At 72.1% G+C, this 23065-nt stretch carries 14 protein-coding genes and 5 pseudogenes; 13 read left to right on the top strand and 6 right to left on the bottom strand.

All coding sequences use genetic code 11. From position 1 onward, the window contains the following. The first annotated feature begins 168 nt into the window (after positions 1 to 168). From IE239_RS00720 to IE239_RS00700, 5 genes and pseudogenes are all read left to right on the top strand, one after another. Positions 169 to 1026 (top strand): serine hydrolase, encoded by an 858-nt coding sequence (locus tag IE239_RS00720; RefSeq protein ID WP_190147218.1) that lies wholly within the window; start codon positions 169 to 171, stop codon positions 1024 to 1026. Further along, a pseudogene (locus IE239_RS00715) lies at positions 1022 to 1372 on the top strand (esterase-like activity of phytase family protein); the annotation flags it as partial. The gene IE239_RS00720 and the pseudogene IE239_RS00715, both read left to right, overlap by 5 nt. A gap of 101 nt (positions 1373 to 1473) precedes the next feature. Continuing rightward, positions 1474 to 5202, top strand: coding sequence for an ABC transporter ATP-binding protein (locus tag IE239_RS00710; RefSeq protein WP_190147217.1), 3729 nt, complete (start codon positions 1474 to 1476; stop codon positions 5200 to 5202). A 204-nt stretch (positions 5203 to 5406) separates the two neighbouring features. After that, entirely contained in the window at positions 5407 to 5832 is a 426-nt protein-coding gene (locus tag IE239_RS00705) for a hypothetical protein (RefSeq protein ID WP_229877642.1), read from the top strand. A gap of 95 nt (positions 5833 to 5927) precedes the next feature. Further along, positions 5928 to 7340, top strand: coding sequence for a S28 family serine protease (locus tag IE239_RS00700; RefSeq protein WP_190147216.1), 1413 nt, complete (start codon positions 5928 to 5930; stop codon positions 7338 to 7340). A 208-nt stretch (positions 7341 to 7548) separates the two neighbouring features. On the opposite strand, the pseudogene IE239_RS00695 reads toward IE239_RS00700, so the two are convergent. Together IE239_RS00695 and IE239_RS00690 are read right to left on the bottom strand one after the other, a co-directional pair. Next, positions 7549 to 8356 (bottom strand): annotated as a pseudogene (locus tag IE239_RS00695) (IS5 family transposase). Between the two features lie 104 nt (positions 8357 to 8460). Next, positions 8461 to 9642, bottom strand: coding sequence for a low temperature requirement protein A (locus IE239_RS00690; protein WP_190147422.1), 1182 nt, complete (start codon positions 9640 to 9642; stop codon positions 8461 to 8463). Positions 9643 to 9998: 356 nt separating this feature from the next. On the opposite strand from IE239_RS00690, the gene IE239_RS00685 reads away from it, so the two are divergent. The 3 genes and pseudogenes from IE239_RS00685 to IE239_RS00675 all read left to right on the top strand — a co-directional run. Continuing rightward, on the top strand, positions 9999 to 11246 hold the full coding sequence (locus IE239_RS00685) for a cytochrome P450 family protein (RefSeq protein WP_190147215.1): 1248 nt from the start codon (positions 9999 to 10001) through the stop codon (positions 11244 to 11246). Between the two features lie 72 nt (positions 11247 to 11318). Continuing rightward, positions 11319 to 11657 (top strand): annotated as a pseudogene (locus IE239_RS00680) (transposase); the annotation flags it as partial. Further along, positions 11624 to 12034 (top strand): annotated as a pseudogene (locus IE239_RS00675) (transposase family protein); the annotation flags it as partial. The pseudogenes IE239_RS00680 and IE239_RS00675, both read left to right, overlap by 34 nt. 58 nt (positions 12035 to 12092) lie before the next feature. On the opposite strand, the gene IE239_RS00670 reads toward IE239_RS00675, so the two are convergent. Further along, complete coding sequence (locus IE239_RS00670; protein WP_190147214.1) at positions 12093 to 13877, bottom strand: glycoside hydrolase family 3 protein; 1785 nt, start codon at positions 13875 to 13877, stop codon at positions 12093 to 12095. Positions 13878 to 13977: 100 nt separating this feature from the next. Further along, the gene (locus tag IE239_RS00665) at positions 13978 to 14904 is read right to left on the bottom strand and encodes a LysR family transcriptional regulator (protein ID WP_190147213.1); all 927 of its coding nucleotides are present in this window, start codon (positions 14902 to 14904) and stop codon (positions 13978 to 13980) included. Positions 14905 to 15005: 101 nt separating this feature from the next. Between IE239_RS00665 and IE239_RS00660 the strand changes: the two are divergent. Beyond that, positions 15006 to 15917, top strand: a pseudogene (locus tag IE239_RS00660) (EamA family transporter); the annotation flags it as partial. A 248-nt stretch (positions 15918 to 16165) separates the two neighbouring features. Next, on the top strand, positions 16166 to 17413 hold the full coding sequence (gene aroA / locus IE239_RS00655) for a 3-phosphoshikimate 1-carboxyvinyltransferase (protein WP_190147211.1): 1248 nt from the start codon (positions 16166 to 16168) through the stop codon (positions 17411 to 17413). 66 nt (positions 17414 to 17479) lie between these two features. Here aroA and IE239_RS00650 read toward each other — a convergent pair whose 3' ends face one another. Together IE239_RS00650 and IE239_RS00645 are read right to left on the bottom strand one after the other, a co-directional pair. Further along, positions 17480 to 18274, bottom strand: coding sequence for a sugar phosphate isomerase/epimerase family protein (locus IE239_RS00650; RefSeq protein WP_190147210.1), 795 nt, complete (start codon positions 18272 to 18274; stop codon positions 17480 to 17482). 243 nt (positions 18275 to 18517) lie between these two features. Beyond that, positions 18518 to 19564: a LacI family DNA-binding transcriptional regulator gene (locus tag IE239_RS00645; RefSeq protein WP_190147209.1), complete on the bottom strand. Its 1047-nt coding sequence runs from the start codon at positions 19562 to 19564 to the stop codon at positions 18518 to 18520. A gap of 300 nt (positions 19565 to 19864) precedes the next feature. Between IE239_RS00645 and IE239_RS00640 the strand changes: the two genes are divergently transcribed. Genes IE239_RS00640 through IE239_RS00630 form a run of 3 tightly spaced genes read left to right on the top strand, consistent with a single transcriptional unit; the run spans position 19865 to position 23012 of the window. Continuing rightward, the gene (locus IE239_RS00640; protein ID WP_190147208.1) at positions 19865 to 21022 is read left to right on the top strand and encodes a Gfo/Idh/MocA family protein; all 1158 of its coding nucleotides are present in this window, start codon (positions 19865 to 19867) and stop codon (positions 21020 to 21022) included. Then, positions 21019 to 22173, top strand: a complete 1155-nt coding sequence (locus IE239_RS00635; protein ID WP_190147207.1) for a dihydrodipicolinate synthase family protein — start codon at positions 21019 to 21021, stop codon at positions 22171 to 22173. The genes IE239_RS00640 and IE239_RS00635 overlap by 4 nt, the downstream gene beginning before the upstream one ends. Before the next feature lie 38 nt (positions 22174 to 22211). Continuing rightward, positions 22212 to 23012 (top strand): sugar phosphate isomerase/epimerase family protein, encoded by an 801-nt coding sequence (locus tag IE239_RS00630; protein WP_190147421.1) that lies wholly within the window; start codon positions 22212 to 22214, stop codon positions 23010 to 23012. Positions 23013 to 23065: the final 53 nt, after the last annotated feature.

The following is a 23065-nucleotide window of genomic DNA, read 5'->3' as shown; positions in this document are numbered from 1 at the left end:
CCTGCGCATGCTGTACGGCCGTTGTGGGTGGCCGCTGTGCCGAACCTGGCCGTGGCCTGTGAGAACGCGCCTGCCGCGATGACGCGTTGACCGCGATCTCTCCGGCGCCCGAAGATTCGTGCGACGGATTCGTACAACCATTCCTGTGAACTCGTGTGTCAACTGGGCATGAATCAGGGGACATCCAGCACGACACGGCGCGCACGCCTGCTCGCCGCGGGGCTCGGCGCCGGTCTTCTCGTCACCGGGGTGGCCGCAGCGCCCGCCTCGGCCGCCACCGCGACCGTCAGCTGCACCTCGACCAAGGCCGCTCTGGCGACCAAGCTGAAGAAGGACATCACCGCCGCGGTCGCGGGCCGCCGGGGCACGATCGCCGTCGGCCTCTACGACCGCACCGCCGAGACCACCTGCTTTCTGCGCGGTTCCACCGCGTTCGACTCCGCCAGCGTCGTCAAGGTGACCGTCCTGTCCGCGCTGTTGTGGGACGCGCAGCAGACCGGCCGGGCGCTGACCGGCCAGGAGAAGTCCCTCGCCACCGCCATGATCACCAAGTCGGACAACGCCTCCACCTCCACCCTGTGGAAGCAACTGGGCCTGACGAAGATCGGGGGCTTCCTGACGGCCGCGAAGATGACCCAGACCAGGCCCGGCGCGGACAACTACTGGGGCCTGACCCAGATCACCGCCAACGACGAGCAGAAGCTGCTGAAGCTGCTCACCGCCAAGAACGCGGTCCTCACCGACGCCTCGCGCGCCTACGTCAACACGCTGATGGGCCAGGTCATACCCTCGCAGCGCTGGGGCACGCCGTTCGGGCGGCCCTCCGGCGTCACCTGGCGCGTCAAGAACGGCTGGCTGTCGCGGGCCACGCAGGCCTGGCGGGTGCACAGCATCGGCACCTTCAAGGGCGGCGGCCACGACTACGTCATCACCGTCCTGACCCAGGGCAACGCCACGATGGACTACGGCATCGCGACCATCCAGGGCGTCGCCAAGGTGATCCACCGGGACCTCGCCGCGTCCTGAACGCCGGTCCGCCGTCCTGGATCGCGGCTTCACCGCCGGCGTCGGCAACACCGTCCGCCTCTACCCGGCCGACCCGCGGCACGCGACGGACACGGCCGGCATCGAGAACCTGACGGGACAGGCGGGCGTGCGTCCGATCCGCAAGACCCTCCTGACGGACCTCGCGACCTGCCCGTCACAGGGAGTCACCGCCAGGCAGCCCCAGCCGAACCCCCTCCTCGACACCCTCGAGGGCATGGCGGTCACCGGCCGCGACCGGGGCGGCCTGCGGGTGCTCCTGGTCAGCGACGACAACCAGAACGCGGCGCAGACGACCCGGTTCCTGTTCCTGCACGTCAGGGTCTGACCGCTCCGCCGCGCGGCGCCCCGATTGTTGCGGAGGGATGAAATCCGCTTGCTTCGGCGTTGGTGCCTTCCGGCAGAGCAGGACGACAGGAAGGCACCGGCGTGGCAGCGCAGCAGGGGGAGCAGCGACGGGGCTGGGCGCGCAGGCTGGCCCGATACGCCTGGCGTCATCCGGCGGACGTGGTCCTCGCCCTCGGCTCCTCCCTGGGCGGCATGGCCGTCATGGCGCTCGTCCCGCTGGTCACCAAGGTGATCATCGACGACGTCATCGGCGCCCACACCCGTGACATGGCCCCCTGGGCCGGCGCGCTGATAGCCGCCGCCGTGCTGGTCTACGCGCTCACCTACGTGCGCCGCTACTACGGCGGACGGCTCGCCCTCGACGTCCAGCACGATCTGCGGACCGAGATGTTCGACACGATCACCCGGCTCGACGGCCGCCGGCAGGACGAGCTGTCCACCGGCCAGGTGGTGGGCCGCGCCACCAGCGACCTGCAGCTCATCCAGGGCCTGCTCTTCATGCTCCCGATGACGATCGGGAACCTGCTCCTCTTCCTGATCTCCCTGGTGATCATGGCGTGGCTGTCGCTCCCGCTGACCCTCGTCGCCCTGGCCGTGGCGCCCGCCCTCGCGTACATCGCGCGGCGCAGCCGGACGAAGCTGCACCCCGCCACCTGGTACGCGCAGGCCCAGGCGGCGGCGGTCGCGGGCGTGGTCGACGGCGCCGTCAGCGGCGTCCGCGTGGTGAAGGGCTTCGGGCAGGAGGACCAGGAGACCGGCAAGCTGCGCGAGGTCGGCCGCCGGCTCTTCGCGGGCCGGCTGCGCACCATCCGGCTGAACAGCGCCTACACCCCGGCTCTCCAGGCCGTCCCGGCCCTGGGCCAGGTCGCCATGCTGGCGCTCGGCGGCTGGCTGGCCGTGCGCGGCCACATCACCCTCGGCACCTTCGTCGCCTTCTCCACCTATCTCGCCCAGCTCGTCGGCCCGGTCCGGATGCTCGCCATGGTCCTCACGGTCGGCCAGCAGGCCCGTGCGGGCACCGAGCGCGTCCTGGAACTGATCGACACCGAGCCGTCGATGAAGGACGGCGTCAGGGAACTGCCCGCCGACGCCCCCGCCACCGTCGAGTTCGACGACGTCGCGTTCGGCTACGACCCCGACCACCCCGTCCTCGACGGCCTCACCTTCGAGATACGCCCCGGCGAGACCCTGGCGGTCGTCGGTTCGTCCGGCTCGGGGAAGTCCACGGTCTCGCTCCTGCTGCCCCGCTTCTACGACGTCACCCGGGGCGCCGTCCTCATCGGCGGCCACGACGTGCGCGAGCTCACCCTCGACTCGCTGCGGGCCGCGATCGGCCTGGTCCCCGAGGACTCCTTCCTGTTCTCCGACACGGTCCGCGCCAACATCGCCTACGGCCGTCCGGGCGCGACCCAGGAGGAGGTCGAGGCCGCGGCCCGCGCCGCCCAGGCCGACCGGTTCATCGCCGAGCTGCCCGACGGCTACGACACGACGGTGGGCGAGCACGGCCTCACCCTCTCCGGCGGCCAGCGCCAGCGCGTCGCGCTCGCCCGCGCGATCCTCACCGACCCGCGCCTGCTCGTCCTGGACGACGCGACCTCCGCGGTGGACGCGGCGGTCGAGCACGAGATCCACGAGGCCCTCAAGCAGGTCATGCAGGGCCGCACGACCCTGCTGATCGCCCACCGCCGCTCCACCCTCAACCTCGCCGACCGCATCGCCGTCCTCGACGGCGGCCGGCTCGCCGACCTCGGCACCCACGAAGAGCTGCAGGAACGCTCCGCGCTCTACCGTCGCCTGCTCACCGACCCCGACGAGCTCGGCGGCGTCTCGCCCGGCCACGCCCGGCAGGTCGAGCAGGGCGAGGACACGACCGTCCGCGACGAGCTGGACGCCGAGTTCGACGCCGAGCGCGGCGTGACCCCCCGGCTGTGGACGGGCGACCGCGAGCCGAAGGACACCGCCCTGTCCGGGACGCCGGCCACCCCCGGCCTCCTCGCCCAGGTCGAGGCGCTGCCCCCGGCCGTCGACACGCCGGACGTCGACGAGGAACGGGCGGTGCAGCCGGAGGAGTCGTACGGCCTGCGCCGGCTGCTGCGCGGCTTCCGCGCGCCCCTCCTCGTCAGCCTCGCGCTGGTCGCCGTCGACGCCGGGACGAGCCTGCTGCTGCCGGTGATGATCCGGCACGGCATCGACCAGGGCGTGACCCGGATGGCGCTGGGCGCCGTCTGGACCGCCTCCCTGCTCGCGCTGCTCTCCGTGCTGGTGCAGTGGATCGCGCAGACCGGCGAGATCCGGATGACGGGCCGCACCGGCGAACGGGTCCTCTACACCCTGCGCCTGAAGATCTTCGCCCAGCTCCAGCGCCTCGGGCTCGACTACTACGAGCGGGAGCTGACCGGCCGGATCATGACGCGGATGACGACGGACGTCGACGCCCTGTCCACGTTCTTGCAGACCGGTCTGGTCACGGCCTTCGTCTCGGTCGTCACCTTCTTCGGCATCATGATCGCGCTGCTGGTCATCGACGTGCAGCTGGCGCTGGTCGTCTTCGCCACGCTCCCGCCCCTGGCCGTCGCCACGTACTTCTTCCGCAAGGCGAGCGTCAAGGCGTACGAACTCGCCCGCGAGCGCGTGTCGACGGTCAACGCCGACCTCCAGGAGTCGGTGTCCGGGCTCAGGATCGTGCAGGCCTTCCGGCGCGAGCGGGACGGCGGGGCGCGGTTCGCGGAGCGCTCCGACAGCTACCGCAGGGCGCGCATCAGGGGCCAGTGGCTGATCTCGGTCTACTTCCCGTTCGTGCAGCTGCTGTCGTCGGTCGCGGCGGCGGCCGTCCTCATAGCGGGCGCGGGCCGGATCGAGGCGGCGACCCTGACCACCGGCGCCCTGGTCGCCTACCTCCTCTACATCGACCTGTTCTTCGCCCCCGTCCAGCAGCTCTCCCAGGTCTTCGACGGCTACCAGCAGGCGACCGTCTCCCTGGGCCGCATCCAGGAGCTGCTGCGCGAGCCGACGTCCACGGAGTCCGCCGACGAGCCGCGCGAGGTCCGCTCGCTGAACGGCGAGATCGCCTTCGAGAACGTGCACTTCGCATACGGGTCCGCCGATGAACCCGAAGAGGCCCTGACCGGCATCGACCTGATCATCCCGGCCGGCCAGACCGTCGCCTTCGTCGGCGAGACCGGCGCGGGCAAGTCGACCGTCGTCAAACTGGTGGCCCGCTTCTACGACCCCACCGCCGGCCGCGTCACGGTCGACGGCACGGACCTGCGCGCCCTCGACCTCACCTCGTACCGCCACCGGCTGGGCGTCGTCCCGCAGGAGGCGTACCTCTTCCCCGGCACCGTCCGTGACGCCATCGCCTACGGCCGGCCCGAGGCCACCGACGCCGAGGTGGAGGCCGCGGCGCGGGCGGTCGGCGCGCACGAGATGATCGCCACCCTCGACGGCGGCTATCTGCACGCGGTCGCCGAACGCGGCCGCAACCTCTCCGCGGGCCAGCGCCAGCTGATCGCACTGGCCCGCGCCGAGCTCGTCGACCCGGACGTGCTGCTCCTCGACGAGGCGACGGCCGCCCTCGACCTCGCGACGGAAGCCCAGGTCAACCAGGCCACGGACCGTCTGGCGGGCCGCCGCACCACCCTGGTGGTCGCTCACCGCCTGACCACCGCCGCCCGAGCGGACCGCGTCGTGGTGATGGATCACGGCCGGGTGGTCGAGGACGGCACACACGACGAGTTGCTGGCACTGGAGGGCCGCTACGCCCGGCTGTGGCGCACCTTCGTGGGCGAGGACGCGCCTGCGGCCGTGTGACCGGGGCGGGGGCCGGTGGGGTGGCGGCGCCAGGGGCGGAGGCCCGTGGGGTCGTCCCGACGGCCGTTCCGCGCGGGGGCGTGGTCGCGCAACCGTTCGCCATGTGTCGGGCGTCCGTACATCAGTACGGCCATTGCGTACGGCCGGCGTGAACGGCTGTCGTGAACGGCCGGCGCGTACGGGGAACGTGGGAGGGACGGGACCGTGGGCACAGGCGCTTCGGGGCCGCAGGAGGCGAGGGGCGCGGTGGGCGGACGGCTGGCGGTGGGGCTCGTCCTGCTGATCGTGTCCGGTCTGCTCGCCGTCGTCGCGCCGGGCAGCGCCCAGGCCGCCTCCGCCTCCGCCGCGGGCTGCCCCGGGCGCAAGGTGCGCACCCTGCCCTTCGCCACCGGCTCGGTGCAGGTCTTCCGCGACGGCGGCTACGTCTGCGCCGTCACCGTCCAGAAGCGCCCGGGCGCGAGGCGGCCGATCTCGGTGAGCCTTCAGCCACGCGGACTGCGCGCCGTGCCGAAGTCGAGGTGGGACACCCGCAGTTCCCCGCCGGTGCGGGTGTACGCGGGCCACCGCTACGTGCGGGTGACGGGAGCGGTGGCCGGAGTCTCGTACCGTTCCGGCTGGTTCCAGTGCTGACCACCGGGTGAAGTGCCAATCCCCTCTGGTGTGACGGGTGTTGCTCCGATACCTTCCGGCGACGCACATCTGTCTCACAGGGAGGGTGCACGCGCATGCGCAAGGCGCTCAGATGGCTGCTCGCGCTCATGGTGCTCATAGGCACGCTGAGCACGGCGGGAGCGGCCACCGCCGCGGAACCGGAGGCCGTCGACATCAAGGACCGGCTCCTCGCCGTACCGGGCATGAGCCTGGTCCAGGAGAAGCCGTACCCCGGCTACCGCTACTTCGTCCTCGACTACACCCAGCCGGTGGACCACAGGCACCCCGAGAAGGGCACGTTCCAGCAGCGGATCACGGTGCTGCACAAGGACGTCAGCCGCCCGACGGTCTTCTACACCGGCGGCTACAACGTCTCCACCACGCCGGGCCGCCGTGAGCCCACCCAGATCGTGGACGGCAACCAGGTCTCCATGGAGTACCGCTTCTTCACCCCGTCCCGTCCCTCCCCGGCGGACTGGTCCAAGCTCGACATCTGGCAGGCGGCGAGCGACCAGCACCGCATCTTCGAGGCGCTGAAGAAGATCTACGGCAAGCGGTGGATCTCCACCGGCGGCTCCAAGGGCGGCATGACGGCCACCTACTACGAGCGCTTCTACCCCAGGGACATGGACGGCGTCGTCGCCTACGTGGCACCCAACGACGTCGTCAACGACGAGGACTCGGCCTACGACCGCTTCTTCGCCTCCGTCGGCACCAAGGAGTGCCGCGACCGGCTGAACGCCGTCCAGCGCGAGGCGCTGGTGCGCCGCGAACCGCTGGAGAAGAAGTACGCGGCGTACGCGGCGGAGAACGGCTACACCTTCACCACCGTCGGCAGCCTCGACCGCGCCTACGAGGCGGTCGTCCTGGACTACGTCTGGGGCTTCTGGCAGTACAGCCTGCTGTCCGACTGCGGTTCGGTCCCGGCGGACGCGGCCAAGGCCACGGACGACGAGATCTGGAACTCGGTCGACACGATCTCCGGCTTCTCCGCCTACGCCGACCAGGGCCTGGCGACGTACACCCCGTACTACTACCAGGCGGGCACCCAACTCGGCGCGCCCACCATCCACTTCCCGTACATCGAGAAGAAGTACGTCCGCTACGGCTACCAGCCGCCGCGCAACTTCGTCCCCCGCGACATCCCGATGACGTTCCAGCCGTGGGCGATGCGCGACGTCGACTCGTGGGTACGGCACAACGCCCGGCACATGCTCTTCGTCTACGGGCAGAACGACCCGTGGGGCGCCGAGCGGTTCCGGCTGGGCAAGGGCGCGAAGGACAGCTACGTCTTCACCGCTCCCGGCCTGAACCACGGCGCGAACGTGGCCGGCCTGGTCGCGGACCAGAAGGCGCTGGCCACGGCCCGCATCCTGGACTGGGCGGGCGTCCCGGCGCCGACGGTGTCCCAGGCGAGGCCGCTGGCGAAGTTCGACGCGAAGCTGGACGTGCGTGACGTGGAGCGTGAGCCCGCACTGCGCCCGTAACAGGACGCCGACGCACGCCGACGCACGCCGACGCACGCCGACGGACACCGGCCACCGGCCGGACCGGGAGGGCCGTGGACGCCGGGCGCCGCGCCCGGGTCCCACGGCCCTCCCGCGGCGCCGGGCGGGCGATGCCCGTTCAGGGCCCTCCAGGCCCGGTCCGGGTCCCGCTGGGGACCCGGACCGGGCCTGGGTTCTGTCTCCTTGGTCAGCGCCGTGCCCAGATGAGGATGGCGGCGAGGCGGAGGGCGGCCTGGTAGGCGATGGCGAGTTTGTCGGTTCGTGTGGCCAGGCCGCGCCACTGTTTGAGGCGGTTGATGCACCGCTCGACGGTGTTCCGCTGCTTGTATGCGTCGCTGTCGAAGCCGGGCGGGCGTCCGCCTCGGCGGTCGCGTCGCAGGCGATGGCCGATCTGGTCCGATGGCTGGGGAGGACCGCGCGGATCTGGCGCCTGCGCAGGTGACCGCGGATCGCGCGGGATGAGTACGCGCGGTCGGCCAAGACCATGGCGGGGCAGGTCCTCGGCACCCGGATGCGGGCCATGACCGTCTCGAAGGCGGGCGCGTCACCGGCCTGGCCCGCGGTGACGGTGATGGCCAGAGGCCGGGCACGGCCGTCCGCCGCCAGGTGGACCTTGGTGCTCAGCCCACCGCGGGAGCGTCCGAGTGCGTGGTCAGCCGGCTTGCCTCGGCCTTCGGCCCCCTTTTGAGTGCTCCGGCGGCGTGCTGGTGGGCCCGAACGACGGTGGAGTCGACCGACACGGTCCAGTCGATGTCGTCGAGGGCATCGGCTGCTGCCAGGACGGCGGCGAAGATCTTCTCCCACGTGCCGTCGACAGCCCACCTGATCAGCCGTTTGTGCGCGGTCTGGAACGAGCCGAGTTCCTCGGGCAGGTCCCGCCAGGGCGAGTTGGTTCGGTACTTCCACGCGATGGCCCCGAGCGTGCGGCGGTGGTCGGCCCACCGCCGTCCGCGGACCGGATCGGCCGGCATCAGCGGCTCGATCCGATCCCACATCGCATCAGTGATCACTAACCGGCCAGGCGCATCCGATCAACTGATGAGCCCACCAAAGAGACACGCTCTAGCCCGCACACGGCTGCCGCCCTGCGGCAGACCCGTCAAGAACCGGACTCCTCCTCTTCACGCCGTGCAATGACGACAGAGCCCGCGATGAGGAGCGAGGCGACGACCCCGGTACCGAGCACGGAAAACGGTGCGAACGTCAAGGACAGGACGACCACAGCCGCGGCAGGCGGAAGAACATTGCCCGCCGCGGACACCTGGGCGGCCCGCCGGTGCAGCAACCACACACAGGTGACGAAGAGGGCGACAGGCACCGTGTACACGGCCGCGGCCTGGACATCGGTCAGCGCACGATCGCCGGTGACATGAGCGACATTGACCGCGAGCGCCGCACCGACGGCAGCTGCTGCGGCGAACACCACATAGTGCCCGTAGCCCCACGACATCGCCGTCCTCTGCGTCCGCAGCCGCCGAGGCGCGTCCTGGGCGAAGTACATCCACCACAGCGCGAAGACGGTCAGCAGCCCGCCCAGCGCGACCGGCAGGACGGCCCCGAGCCGCTGGTGAGTCTCCAGCGCGGCACCGACGGCAAGGCCTGCGGCCATCACGGACTCACCGAGCACGATCAACGTGAACAGACCGTAGCGCTCGGCTATGTGCTGAGGGTGCCAGGCGGTGCCCTCAGCACGCTCGGCCCAGACCGGCACCGCCAGTTCCAGCACGGCCAGGACGGCGAACGTGACGGTCCCGCCGTCCACCGGCCCAGCCAGCCGCACCAGCCACGCAACCTGCAGCACCAAGATGCCCACGGCGTATCGCAACGCGGACCGCCGCCGTTCCCGATCCGTACAGGCGGCACGCACCCACTGACTGACCATGGCAAGCCGCATCACCACATAGCCCCAGGTGATGACGGCGAAGTCCCCGTGCTCCAGGGCCGCGGAGGCCCCCGCGGCCATCACCAGCGCACCGATGATCTGAACCAACGTCAGGAGCCGGTAGGGGACATCGTCCGTGTCGTAGGCCGACGCGAACCAGGTGAAATTCATCCAGGCCCACCAGATCGCGAAGAACACGAGCGCATAACCGAGCAGACCCCGGCCCGGACGGCCCGACACCAACTCGTGCTCGAACGCGGATGATGCCTGCGCGACAGCCACCACGAAGCACAGATCGAAGAACAACTCCAGAGCACTGGCGGCACGATGCTCCTCACCGGCCTGGCGAGCCAGCATCGGCCGGTACCAGGCGGTGAATATGGTCGTGGACTGACTCATGACGTCCTGCATCTTTTCGGCGGAACGGCCTACGATGACGCCTTCAGTTCAAGTCGGCATCCGTCGGCCGAAGGTCGTCGGATACGACCAGGCCCGACGACGATTTGTGACACGCGCCCGAGGACATGCCCACACCTCGACGACGACCGATCGCCGTGCAGACCCGCTTGAGAACGTGCTCGGTGACGTGCTCGTCAACTGTTGAGGGGTCGCAGGACGGGCCGTCCGAGCGACCGGCGTGTCACAAGTCGCCCGATTGCACTGTCAGTTGTACGAGGCCGACAGAGAGGGCGTCGGCTCACCGCATGAACGACACGAACTGCCGTCACCCGGCCGCCCGCCCTGGAGGAACCTCCATGCCCGAACAGGTCCCACAGTCGTCGCCCCTCGTGCTGGACCCCGAAGCCTCTGACCACCACGCCGAGCACCAGGCGTTACGCGCGCGCGGCCCGGCTACCCGCGTGGACATCCTGGGCCTGACCGTCTGGTCGGTTACGGACCCCGCCCTGCTCAAGCAGCTGCTCACCAGCGCGCAGGTCTCCAAGGACGGCCGCGCTCATTGGCCCGCCTACGCCGACACCGTGTCCACGTGGCCGCTCGCCCTGTGGATCGCGGTGGAGAGCATGTTCACGGCCTACGGCGGCGACCACCGCAGGCTGCGCCGGATGGTCGCGCCAGCGCTCAGCGCCCGCCGCATCCAGGACCTGCGGCCGACAGTGGAGTCGATCGTCACCGCCCTCCTCGATGACCTCGACACACGGCCTTCCAGTCAGAGCGTGGACCTGCGCGAACACTTCGCCTACCCCTTGCCCATCGCGGTCCTCGGCCGCCTCATGGGCATCCCCGGCACCCAACTGCGGGGCTTCCGCACCGTGGTGGACGGCGTCTTCGACACCACGGCCACCGCCGCGCGGGCTGCCGAGAACACGGCATCCCTCTACGAAGCCCTCGACGACCTGATCGCCACCAAACGCGCCGAACCCGCCGACGACATGACCACTCTCCTCATCGCCGCACGCGACGACGAGGGCGATGGTGACGGTTTCACCGACCGCGAGCTGCGCGACACGCTCTTGCTGATGATCAGCGCCGGTTACGAGACCACGGTGAACGTCATCGACCAGGCGGCCACCGCCTTGCTGACCAACCCCGGACAGCTCGGCCATCTCCGCGCGGGCCGGGCAACTTGGGACGACGTCGTGGAGGAAACCCTGCGCCACGAACCCGCCATCAAGCACCTGCCTCTGCGCTACGCCCTTACGGACATCCCCCTGCCCGGCGGCGGGACGATCCCCTGCGGCGACGCGATCCTCGCTTCCTACGCTGCCGCCAACCGCCACCCGGACTGGCACGGTCCCACCGCCGACCTCTTCGACGTCACCCGGCCGACAAAAGACCACCTCTCGTTCGGTCATGGCGTCCACTTCTGCCTGGGCGCCCCGCTGGCCCGTCTGGAAGTGGCCACGGCGCTGCGCCTGCTTTTCACCCGCTTCCCCGACATCGAACTGGCCGTTCCAGAAGCCCAGTTGAAGCCTTTGCCCACTTTGATCAGCAACGGTCACCGGACGCTGCCGGTCCATCTTCGCCGCAGGACGGTTGGATGACCGGATTCGAACATCTACAGCTGCTTCGCCAGCTGATCGGATGTGCCTGGCCGGTTAGTGATCACTGATGCGATGTGGGATCGGATCGAGCCGCTGATGCCGGCCGATCCGGTCCGCGGACGGCGGTGGGCCGACCACCGCCGCACGCTCGGGGCCATCGCGTGGAAGTACCGAACCAACTCGCCCTGGCGGGACCTGCCCGAGGAACTCGGCTCGTTCCAGACCGCGCACAAACGGCTGATCAGGTGGGCTGTCGACGGCACGTGGGAGAAGATCTTCGCCGCCGTCCTGGCAGCAGCCGATGCCCTCGACGACATCGACTGGACCGTGTCGGTCGACTCCACCGTCGGCTCGTTGCGGCCTTCGGCCCCCTCGCCGGCTCATCGTCACGCAACTACCGGTTCTCCGCGAACGTGCAGGTCATCGTCGATGCCGACACCCGCCTGGTGGTCGCCGCCGCTCACCCGGTGCCGGGCACCACCGCGGACGCGCACGCCTGGCGGGCCTCAGGGCTGAGCGACCGCTGCCAGGGCGTGACCGTCCTGGGCGACGGCGCCTACCTCAACTGCGGAATGGTCGTGCCGCACCGCAAACGCCCGCGCCGGCCTCTGCTGCCGGGTGAGGAAGCCGACAATGCCGCGCACCGCAAGGTGCGTGCACGGGTGGAGCATGTGATCGGCCGGATGAAGAACTACAAGATCCTCCGCGACTGCCGGCAGCGCGGCGACGGCCTCCACCACGCGGTCCAGGCCGTCGCCCTCATGCACAATCTCGCGCTCGCATCATGACCAGAGGACTGCCTCCACGGGCCCTGACCTGCCCAGACACAACCTTGTGCAACACCCTTCAGTACGTCAGGCCGTGTCCGATCGGGTACAGCACCCGTGTTGGGTCGTCCGCCCGTCGCACGGGCACCGGGAGCCGGCCGTGCGGGGAGACCGCGCCGGCGATCACCCGGGCGGCCGCCCGCAGTTCGACGTCGGTCCAGCAGTAGGTCGCCAGACAGGCTTTGGCGAAGGGGAGTTGAGCGACGTCGTAGGGGTTGCGGACGGCCACCGCCACCACCGGCCGTCCGATCGCCGCCAGTTGCCGTACCAGGGTGCGCTGCGAGCTGTCCGCCGTGACGTCGTAGGTCGCGACCACCACGGCGTCGGCCCCGGCCGCGGCGGCCACCGCACGGGTGACCGTCTCGGGCGAGGGGGCGGTGCCCGTCGGCAGGGCCGTCGCCGTGAAGCCGAGTGCGGTGAGGGCGGCGGCGAGGACCCCGGTGGGCGGGCCCGTCGTGCCGGTGGGGGAGGCCGGGTCGGCGCCCAGCACCAGGATCCGGGGGTGGGTCCGAGCGGACAACGGGAGCACCGGCCCCTCGTTGACCAGCAGCGTCGTCGTCCGCTCGGCGAGCCGGTCGGCCGCCGCCAGATGGGCCGGGACGCCCACGGTCCGCCCGACCTCGCCCGCGCGCACGTAGGGATCGTCGAACAGCCCCAGCCGCGCCTTCAGGCGCAGGATGCGCAGCACCGACTCGTCGAGCCGCTCCTCGGTCAGCTCACCGTCCCGCACGGCGTTCAGGACGGCGTTCCAGGCCACGTCCAGCTTCGGCGGGTTGAGGAGCTGGTCGACGCCCGCCCGCAGCGCGAGCACCGGCACCCGGTCGTCGCCGTACTTGGTGCGCACGCCCGCCATGTCGAGGGCGTCGGTGACCACGACCCCGTCGAAGCCGAGCCGCTCGCGCAGGAGGCCGGTGACGACCGGCCGGGAGAGGGTGGCGGGGTCGCCGGAGGCGTCGAGGGACGGGACGACGATGTGCGCGGTCATCAGGGAGTCGACGCCGGCCGCGACCGCAGCCCGGAAGGGCGGCTCGTCCAGCGCCTCCCACTCCTCGCGCGTGTGGGTGATGACGGGGAAACCGGTGTGGCTGTCGACGGAGGTGTCGCCGTGCCCCGGGAAGTGCTTGCCGGTCGCCGCCACCCCGGCGGCCCGGTAGCCCTCGATCTCCGCCGCGACCAGAGCGGCCACCGCGTCCGGGTCGGCGCCGAACGAGCGGACGCCGATCACCGGGTTCGCCGGGTCGACGTTGACGTCGGCGACGGGGGAGTAGTCCTGCCGGATGCCCATGGCCCGCAGCTCGCGGCCCGCGAGCAGCCCGAGGGTGCGGGCGCCGGCCCGGTCGCCTCCCGCGCCGATCGCCATCGCGCCCGGGAAGAGGGTGGCCGGCCTGCCCACCCGGCAGACGACACCGTGCTCCTGGTCGGTGGAGATCAGCACCGGCAGACCGCGCGGCTGCCCGAGGGACGCCCGCTGAAGGCCGTCGGACAGTTCGGCGATCTGTCTCGGGTCACGGGTGTTGTGCGCCCACGTGAAGTAGACGATCCCGCCGAGCCGGTACCGCGCGAGCAGCTCGGCGGCCGTGCGCACGCCGAAGTCGGCGAGGTTGGCCTCGGCGTCCGCCGGGTCGGGCGCGGTCGCCGAGTGGCCGTGGACCCGCGAGACGAAGACCTGGCCGACCTTCTCCCGCAGGGTCATACGCGACAGGAGGGCCTCGGGCCGGCGGTCGTCCGCGCGGGCCGTGCCGCCCGCGGCGAGGGCGGCGGTGACGCCGGCGCCGACGGCGAGAACGGTGCGTCTGGAGGGCATGTGCGCTCCTTCCGGTGGGGGACGGTGGCGCACGCTACCCGCGGGGGCGCCGACATCGGCGCATTGGAGAAGGCGCGCCCCCGGCGTTCACGTTCGGTGTTCAGGGCTGGTGTTCAGGCCGATGGGCCGACACGTGGGGCCACTGCTCGCGCAGCACCCGCACCGTCTCCGCGATCGCCGGTCGCCGTGCCGCCCCCGCCCGCCACAGCGCGTACAGCCGCCGTACGGGCGTCGGGTCGAGCGGCACCTCCACCGCGCCCGGCGGCAGCGGGCCCCGCCCGAGCCGCGGGATGAGGGCCACCCCCAGCCCGGCCGCGACCAGGGCGACCAGGGTCGGGTTCTCCTCGGCCGTGTGGACGAGGTCGGGCTCGTGTCCCGCGGCGCGCAGCGTGCGCACCAGCCAGTCGTGACAGACCCGGCCCGGCGGCTGGCAGATCCATCGCTCGCCGCCCAGCTCCTCCCGCCGCACCCCGGTCCGCCCGGCGAAGGGATGCCCCTCGGGGACGAGCAGGTCGCACGCGTCGTCCCCGATCACCGCCTGCTCGACGCCGGCCGGGGCCGGCAGCGGCGCGATGTCCCAGTCGTGCGCGACGGCGAGGTCCACGGCCCCCTTAGCGACCAGGTCCACCGACAGATGCGGGTCGACCTCGGCGAGCCGGGCGTCCAGGGCGGGGTGTTCGCGCGCCAGCTCGGCGAGCACGGACGGCAGCAGGCCCCGGGCCGCCGAGGGGAACGCCACGACGGTCAGCCGTCCGGCCGGCACCCCGCGCCGCTCTTCCAGCGCGGTCTCGGTCCGCTCCACGATCGCCAGCAACTCCGCTGCCGCGGCGACGAGTTGCAGGGCCTCGTCAGTGAGCCGGATGCCGCGCCCCTCCCGCTCCAGCAGTACGGTCCTGGTCTCCCGCTCCAGCTTGGCGAGCTGCTGGGAGACCGCCGACGGGGTGTAGCCGAGGGCGGCGGCCGCGGCGCCGACCGTCCCGTGCACCGAGACGGCGTGCAGGGCGCGCAGACGCTGGAGATCGAGCACGGCAGGCTCCTGGAGACTCGGTGACAGATCAGCGTTGCTTCATCCAACCATGCAGAAATCATCGCTGGTGCTTCACGGTCGGGGCGGGCGATCCTCGACGCATGCGACCCGCTCACCTCGCCCTCGCCGTCCTCGTCGCCGCCGTCTGGGGCGTCAACTTCACCGTCATCGAGATCGGCCTCGGCCACTTCCCGCCGCTGCTCTTCTCCGCCCTGCGCTTCCTGGTGGCGGCGCTGCCCGCCGTCTTCCTGGTGGGCCGTCCGAAGGTGGCCTGGAAGTGGATCCTGGCGGTCGGACTCGTGCTGGGCGTCGCGAAGTTCGGGCTGCTGTTCGTCGGCATGGACGCGGGCATGCCGGCCGGCCTGTCCTCGCTGGTCCTGCAGATACAGTCGGTGTTCACCTCGGTCATCGCCTTCGCCGTGCTCGGCGAACGCCCCACCCGGATCCGTCTGCTGGGCATGGCCGTGGCCCTGGCAGGCATCGGAGTGGCGGCCGCGGACGAGGGCGCCACGGGACCGCTCGGCGCGTTCGCCCTGGTCGTGGCGGCGGCGGCCTGCTGGGGCGCGTCGAACGTCCTCACCCGCAAGGCGTCCCCGCCGGACGCGCTGAACTTCATGGTGTGGGTCAGCACGGTCCCGGTCCTGCCGCTGCTCGGCCTCTCCCTCCTGACCGAAGGCCCGGCACGGGACCTGGCCGCCCTGCGCGACCTGGACTGGCAGGGCGCGGGCACGCTCGCCTACGTCGCGTGGGTGACGACCGTCTTCGGGTTCGGCGCCTGGGGCTGGCTGCTGCACCGCCACCCGGCTTCCACCGTCGCCCCCTTCTCCCTCCTGGTCCCGGTCTTCGGCATGACGTCGGCCGCCGTGTTCCTCGGCGAGTCGGTGAGCGGGCCGCGCTGGTGCGCCGCCGCCCTGCTGGCGGGCGGGGTGGCGCTGACCTCCCTGGCGCCCGCGAGGAAGACCGGCCGGACGGACGACGGCGCTCGGCGGCCCGCACCACCGACCTCGGCGGTCCGTCCCGCCCTTCCTGCGGCCGTCCCCGCGGAGGTTCCGGCGGCCTCTGCGGCGGTTCCCGCGGCCGTTCCTCCGGCCCTTCCTGGGGCGGTTCCTACGGCCGTCTCTCCCGCCGCGCCTTCCGTCGCGCCTCCCGCTGTCCCTTCGGCCGTCCCTCGGGCCGTTCACCCGGAGGGAACGGTCCCGACACTCGTCCATCCCGTGGACGTACCGGCAGTGGGGCGGACCGGCGCGGGATCATGAGGGGCATGGCCCTCGTCGACATCCCCGGTTCCAAGTCCCTCACCGCCCGCGCCCTGTTCCTGGCCGCGGCCGCCGACGGAGTCACCACTCTCCGGCGCCCCCTTCGCTCGGACGACACCGAGGGGTTCGCCGAGGGCCTGACCCGGCTCGGTTACCGCGTCGGACGGACACCGGACGCCTGGCAGATCGACGGCCGCCCGCAGGGACCGGCGCTCGCCGAGGCGGACGTCTACTGCCGGGACGGCGCGACCACGGCACGCTTCCTGCCCGCCCTCGCCGCCGCGGGCCACGGCGTCTACCGCTTCGACGCCTCCCCCCAGATGCGCCGCCGCCCCCTCCTCCCGCTCACCCGCGCCCTGCGCGACCTGGGCGTGGATCTGCGGCACGAGGAGGCGGAGGGCCACCACCCGCTCACCGTGCGGGCGGCCGGCGTCGAGGGCGGGGAGGTCGTGCTGGACGCCGGCCAGTCCTCCCAGTACCTGACCGCGCTCCTGCTGCTCGGCCCGCTCACCCGCACCGGGCTGCGCGTCACCGTCACGGACCTGGTCTCCGCGCCGTACGTGGAGATCACGATCGCGATGATGCGGGCCTTCGGGGCGGACGTGGGCCGCGAGGGGAACACCTACGTCGTCCCGCCGGGCGGTTACCGGGCCACCACCTACGCCATCGAGCCGGACGCGTCGACCGCGAGCTACTTCTTCGCGGCGGCCGTGGTCACCGGCGGCGAGGTGACCGTGCCGGGCCTGGGCGCGGGCGCGCTCCAGGGCGACCTGGGCTTCGTCGACGTCCTGCGCCGGATGGGCGCCCGGGTGGAGGTCGGCGCCGACCGCACGACGGTGGCCGGGACGGGCGAACTGCGCGGCATCACCGTCAACATGCGGGACATCTCGGACACCATGCCGACGCTCGCCGCCATCGCCCCCTTCGCCTCCGGACCGGTGCGCATCGAGGACGTGGCGAACACCCGGGTCAAGGAGTGCGACCGGCTGGAGGCCTGTGCGGAGAACCTCCGCCGGATGGGGGTGGAGGTGGTCACCGGCCCGGACTGGATCGAGATCCGGCCCGGCGCCGTCCCCACCGGCGCCGACGTCAAGACGTACGGCGACCACCGCATCGTCATGTCGTTCGCGGTCACCGGCCTGCGCGTCCCCGGAATCTCGTTCGACGACCCCGGCTGCGTCCGCAAGACCTTCCCCGGCTTCCACGAGGCGTTCGCGCGCACCGGCCTGGGCACGGCGGCCGCTGACCGGTAGGACCGGGCCACTGGCCGGTAGGACCGGGCCGCTGACCGGCAGGACCCCGCCCGCGGCCCGCTCCCGTCACGCGGAGTCGTTGAGCAGGCGTCCCAGGTGGGCGCGTCCGCCGTCCAGGAGGGGCTCCAGCGGCTCGGCGGCCTCGTACCAGCGCTTCTCGTACTCCCAGCACAGCCAGCCGTCCCAGCCGTGCCGGGTCAGGACCTCGACGCACTCCGCGAGCGGCAGCACCCCGTCGCCCAGCGCCAGCGGGGTGGTGTCCTCGGCCGAGGCGATGTCCTTGACCTGCACATAGCCGAGGAACGGCGAGAGCGCGGCGTACGTGTCCTGCGGCTGCTCGCCGGCCAGCCAGGTGTGCATGACGTCCCAGAGCGCGCCGACCTGACGGTGTCCGACGGGGCCGATGATCCGGATGACGTCCGCGCCGGTGCGGTGCGAGTCGTGGGTCTCCAGCAGGATGCGCACGCCGAGGTCGGCGGCATGCTCGGCGGCTGCGCCGAGGCGTCGGGCGGCCACGGCGTCCGCGTCGGTCTGGTCCTTTGATCCGCCCGGGAAGACGCGGACGAAGGGCGCGCCGAGATCGCGGGCCAGGCCGACGAGGCCGCGGATCTCGTCGAGCACGGGCTCGTCGTCGCCGGGCGCGGCGACCCGCGCGTACCCGGCGACCCCGAGGATCTCGACGCCCGCGGCCTTGAACTCGGCAGCGACCTCGGTCCGTTCGTCCGGACTCAGTCCCGGATGGACCGGCTCCTCGGGATGGGCGCGCAATTCCACGCCGTGATAGCCGTGCGCGACAGCGAGCCGCAGCACTTCGGAAACGGGCAGACCGGGGACACCGAGAGTGGAAAAGGCGAACTTCATGCTCCCACTGTCGCCCCGAGGCGGCGCGCGGGTCCAGCCGAGACGGGCCGAGTCCCGTCCGCACCTACTGGCACTGGTGCGTACGGCTCACCCCGGCCGACGCCGCCCCCGCGCGGCCGCCCCCGCGCGCGCGGGGGCTCTGCGGGTCACGCCCGCGTGGGACGGCCCGCGCACCGTCGGCTCCCCGGTGTCCCGGACGACCCGCGCACCGTCGACTCCCCGGTGTCCCGGACGCCCCCCCCGTCAGCTCCGCGGCGTCCCGGAGGATCCCCGCACCATCAACTCGCCCCGGATCGTGGCGATCCCGCCGTGCGGCGGCTCCTCGCGGCCCATGGCGATGCGGCCCGCCCGGGCCCCGGCCTCCGCGAGCGGCAGCCGCACCGTCGTCAGGGAGGGCACCACGTCGATGCTGAAGGGCAGGTCGTCGAAACCCGCCACCGACACGTCCTCCGGGATCCGCAGCCCCGACTCCCGCAGCGCCGCGCAGGCCCCGAGCGCGACGGAGTCGTTGGCGGCGACGACCGCCGTCAGCGTCGGGTCCCGGCGCAGCAGCTCCAGCGTCGCCTCGTAGCCGGCCCGCCGGTCGTAGCGGCCGTGCACGGTCCAGCGCGGGTCCTCCTCGATGCCGGCCGCGGCCAGCGCCGCCCGGTGGCCTTCCAGCCGGTGCCGGGTGGTCGTGCGCTCCTCGGGGCCCGCGATGTAGCCGAGCCGCCGGTGTCCGAGCCCGATGAGGTGCTCGGTCAGCTCCCGTCCGCCCCCGCGGTTGTCGAAGGTCAGCGCTATGGCCGAGGCGTCCGGCGCGGGCGGCCGGCCGCACAGCACCACGCGCGTGCCCGCCTCGCCGAGCCTGCGCAGCTTCGCCGCCACCGCCGACGCGTGCGGCTCGTCCTCCACGGCCCCGCCGGTGAGCACCACGGCGGCCGCCCGCTGCCGCTGCAGCAGCGTCAGATAGGTCAGTTCGCGCTCCGGCGAGCCTCCGGTGTTGCAGACCACCGCGAGCCGTTCGCCCCCGGCCCGGCCGCCCGGCCCCCCGATCTCCGACTGGATCGCGCTCGCCATGATCCCGAAGAAGGGGTCGGCGATGTCGTTCACCAGAATGCCGACCAGGTCGGACGTGGCCGCGGCCAGCGCGCTCGCCGGCCCGTTCAGCACGTAGTCCAGCTCGTCGACCGCCCGCAGCACCCGCTCCCTGGTGGTAGCGGCGACGGGGTAGTTCCCGTTCAGCACGCGCGACACCGTCGCGGGCGAGACCTGCGCGCGGGCCGCCACGTCCGCCAGGGTCACCGTCATCTCGAAGTCCTCCGGTCGCACATCTCGTCGTACGTCGTCGTATGCCCTGGTGGACGGCAGCCTTCGCAGGCGCGGTTCCCGGGCGTGTCGAGCCGACCTTACGGCCCGGGAGCCCCGTTGTTCGCCCCCTCGAACAACTCGGGATGGACATGCACTTGTCCGGACCACGGGTCAGAGGCTAGCTTCTTCCTGTATAGAAAGCGCTTGCTGTCACGCTGATCAGGAAGAGGCGTACGCGGCGCGCACAACGCGTACGGAACGCGCAGACAGGCTGCGCACGACGCCTACGAAGGGATCGACGTGACACGCAAGACGGTGCGGATCGCCATGAACGGCGTGACCGGGCGCATGGGTTACCGCCAGCACCTCGTCCGCTCCATCCTGGCCCTCCGCGAACAGGGCGGCCTCGACCTCGGCGACGGCACCGTGCTGTGGCCGGAACCGGTCCTCGTCGGCCGCCGCGAGCACGCGCTGAAGGCGCTCGCCGAGCAGCACGGCCTGGACCCGGAGAACGTCTCCACCGATCTCGACGCGGTCCTCGCCGACCCGACCGTCGAGATCTACTTCGACGCCCAGGTCACCTCCGCCCGCGAGGAGGCGATCAGGAAGGCGGTCGCCGCCGGCAAGCACATCTACACCGAGAAGCCCACCGCCACCGGTCTCGACGGCGCCCTGGAACTGGCCCGCCTGGCCACCGCCGCGGGCGTCAAGCACGGCGTCGTCCAGGACAAGCTGTTCCTGCCGGGTCTGCTGAAGCTCAAGCGCCTCATCGACGGCGGCTTCTTCGGCCGGATCCTCTCCGTCCGCGGCGAGTTCGGCTACTGGGTCTTCGAGGGCGACTGGCAGGCCGCCCAGCGCCCGTCGTGGAACTACCGCGCGGAGGACGGCGGCGGCATCGTCGTCGACATGTTCCCGCACTGGGAGTACGTCCTGCACGAGCTGTTCGGCCGGGTGAAGTCCGTCCAGGCCCTCACCGCCACCCACATCCCCCAGCGCTGGGACGAGCAGGACAAGCCCTACGACGCCACCGCCGACGACGCCGCCTACGGCGTCTTCGAGCTGGAGGGCGGAGCGATCGCCCAGATCAACTCCTCCTGGGCCGTGCGCGTCAACCGCGACGAACTCGTCGAGTTCCAGGTCGACGGCACCGAGGGCTCGGCCGTCGCCGGACTGCGCAACTGCCGCGTCCAGCACCGCTCGGCCACCCCCAAGCCGGTCTGGAACCCGGACATCCCCGCCACCGAGGTCTTCCGCGACCAGTGGCAGGAAGTCCCCGACAACGGCGAGTTCGACAACGGCTTCAAGGCGCAGTGGGAGCTCTTCCTCAAGCACGTCTACGCCGACGCCCCCTACCACTGGGACCTGCTGGCCGGCGCCCGTGGCGTCCAGCTCGCCGAACTGGGACTGAAGTCCTCCGCCGAGGGCCGCCGTCTCGACGTCCCGGAGGTCACGCTGTGACGATCCAGCTGCCCGGCGCGGGCGGCGGCCTGCGCACCTACGAGCCCCGCACCGAGCCCCTCGCCCTGACCACGGGCGCGCCCTTCACCTCCCGGACGGTCTACTCGGCCGCGCACGTCGTCGCCGACCCCTTCGCGGACGTGTCGCCGGACTCGCCCGCCGCCGTCGACTGGGACGCCACCCTCGCCTTCCGCCGCCACCTGTGGTCCCACGGGCTCGGCGTCGCCGAGGCGATGGACACCGCCCAGCGCGGCATGGGCCTGGACTGGGCGGGCGCGGCCGAGCTGATCCGCCGCTCCGCCGCCGAGGCCAGGGCCGTCGGCGGCAGCGTCGCCTGCGGCGTCGGCACCGACCAGCTCACCGCCGGCGGCACGCTCGCCGAGGTCCGCGCCGCCTACGAGGAGCAGCTCGCCCTCGTGGAGGAGTCGGGCGCGCGGGCCATCCTGATGGCCTCCCGCGCCCTCGCGGCCGCCGCCTCGGGCCCCGAGGACTACCTCGAGGTGTACGGCCACCTGCTGCGCCAGTCCGCCGAGCCGGTGATCCTGCACTGGCTGGGCCCGATGTTCGACCCGGCGCTGGAGGGCTACTGGGGCTCGTCCGACCTGGACGCGGCCACGGACGTCTTCCTCGACGTCATCGCCGCCCACCCCGACAAGGTGGAGGGCATCAAGGTCTCCCTGCTGGACGCCGGGCGCGAGATCGACATCCGGCGCAGGCTGCCGCGGGGCGTCCGCTGCTACACCGGCGACGACTTCAACTACCCCGAGCTGATAGCGGGCGACGAGCAGGGTTTCAGCCACGCCCTGCTCGGCATCTTCGACCCGCTGGGCCCGCTGGCGGCGGAGGCGGTCCGGGTCCTCGACACGGGGAACACGGCCGGCTTCCGCGCCCTCCTCGACCCCACGGTCGAGTTGTCCCGCCATCTCTTCCAGACCCCGACCCGCTTCTACAAGACGGGCGTGGTGTTCCTGGCCTGGCTGGCCGGCCACCAGTCGCACTTCACGATGGTCGGCGGCCTGCAGTCGGCCCGCTCCCTCCCGCACTTCGCCCGCGCCTACGAACTCGCCGACGGGCTGGGTCTGTTCCCCGACCCGAAGCTCGCCGAGGAGCGGATGAAGAACCTGCTGTCGCTGTACGGGGTGAACCAGTGAGCGCTTCCGGGGACCTGTCCCGCTTCTCGATCAACCAGATGACGGTCAAGCAGCTGTCGCTGCCCGAACTCGTCGACGCCTGCCGGGAGCTGGGCGTCGTCAACGTCGGCCTGTGGCGCGAGCCGGTGCAGACGTACGGCGTGGAGGCGACGGCGAAGCTGGTCCGCGACGCGGGCCTGACGGTGACGACCCTGTGCCGCGGCGGCTTCCTCACCGCGATCGATCCCGACGAGCGGACGGCGGCCCTGGCCGACAACCGCCGGGCGGTCGACGAGGCGGCCGCCCTCGGCACCGAGGTGCTGGTCCTGGTCTCCGGCGGCCTGCCCGCCGGCTCCAGGGACCTGCACGGCGCCCGCGAGCGCATCGCGGACGCCCTGTCCGTCCTCGGCCCCTACGCCGAGGAGCACGGGGTGAAGCTGGCCATCGAGCCCCTGCACCCCATGTACGCGGCCGACCGCTGCGTGGTGTCGACGCTCGCCCAGGCCCTCGACCTGGCCGAACGCTTCCCGGCCCACCAGGTCGGCGTCACGGTCGACACGTACCACATCTGGTGGGACGACCAGGCCCCCGCCCAGATCGCCCGGGCGGGCGCGGGCGGCCGCATCCACACCTTCCAGCTCGCCGACTGGACGACCCCGCTGCCCGAGGGCGTGCTGACCGGCCGCGGCCAGATCGGCGACGGCGCGATCGACATGCGCGAGTGGCAGGGGTACGTGGAAGCGGCGGGCTACACCGGCGCGATCGAGGTCGAGCTGTTCAACGACGGTCTGTGGGCGCGTGACGGCAGGGAGGTCCTGGCGGAGACGGCGGAGCGGTTCACGGCGAACCTGAACCTCTGAACGACGGGGCCGAGCCCCGACGGTCCGAAGGCTGCGGGAGCCGGAGAACTCCG

It is taken from the genome of Streptomyces humidus (assembly GCF_014649655.1).
Taxonomy (GTDB): Bacteria; Actinomycetota; Actinomycetes; order Streptomycetales; family Streptomycetaceae; genus Streptomyces; species Streptomyces humidus.
The sequence above is the reverse complement of the archived record's forward strand: the minus strand, read 5'-3'. Positions and strand labels throughout refer to the sequence as shown.

Coding starts and splice junctions, on each gene's coding strand:
- IE239_RS00700 (WP_190147216.1), top strand. CDS start 5,928: ATGCGCAAGGCGCTCAGATGGCTGCTCGCGCTCATGGTGCTCATAGGC.
- IE239_RS00685 (WP_190147215.1), top strand. CDS start 9,999: ATGCCCGAACAGGTCCCACAGTCGTCGCCCCTCGTGCTGGACCCCGAA.
- IE239_RS00720 (WP_190147218.1), top strand. CDS start 169: ATGAATCAGGGGACATCCAGCACGACACGGCGCGCACGCCTGCTCGCC.
- IE239_RS00645 (WP_190147209.1), bottom strand. CDS start 19,564: ATGACGGTGACCCTGGCGGACGTGGCGGCCCGCGCGCAGGTCTCGCCC.
- aroA (WP_190147211.1), top strand. CDS start 16,166: ATGGCCCTCGTCGACATCCCCGGTTCCAAGTCCCTCACCGCCCGCGCC.
- IE239_RS00690 (WP_190147422.1), bottom strand. CDS start 9,642: ATGAGTCAGTCCACGACCATATTCACCGCCTGGTACCGGCCGATGCTG.
- IE239_RS00650 (WP_190147210.1), bottom strand. CDS start 18,274: ATGAAGTTCGCCTTTTCCACTCTCGGTGTCCCCGGTCTGCCCGTTTCC.
- IE239_RS00630 (WP_190147421.1), top strand. CDS start 22,212: ATGACGGTCAAGCAGCTGTCGCTGCCCGAACTCGTCGACGCCTGCCGG.
- IE239_RS00670 (WP_190147214.1), bottom strand. CDS start 13,877: ATGCCCTCCAGACGCACCGTTCTCGCCGTCGGCGCCGGCGTCACCGCC.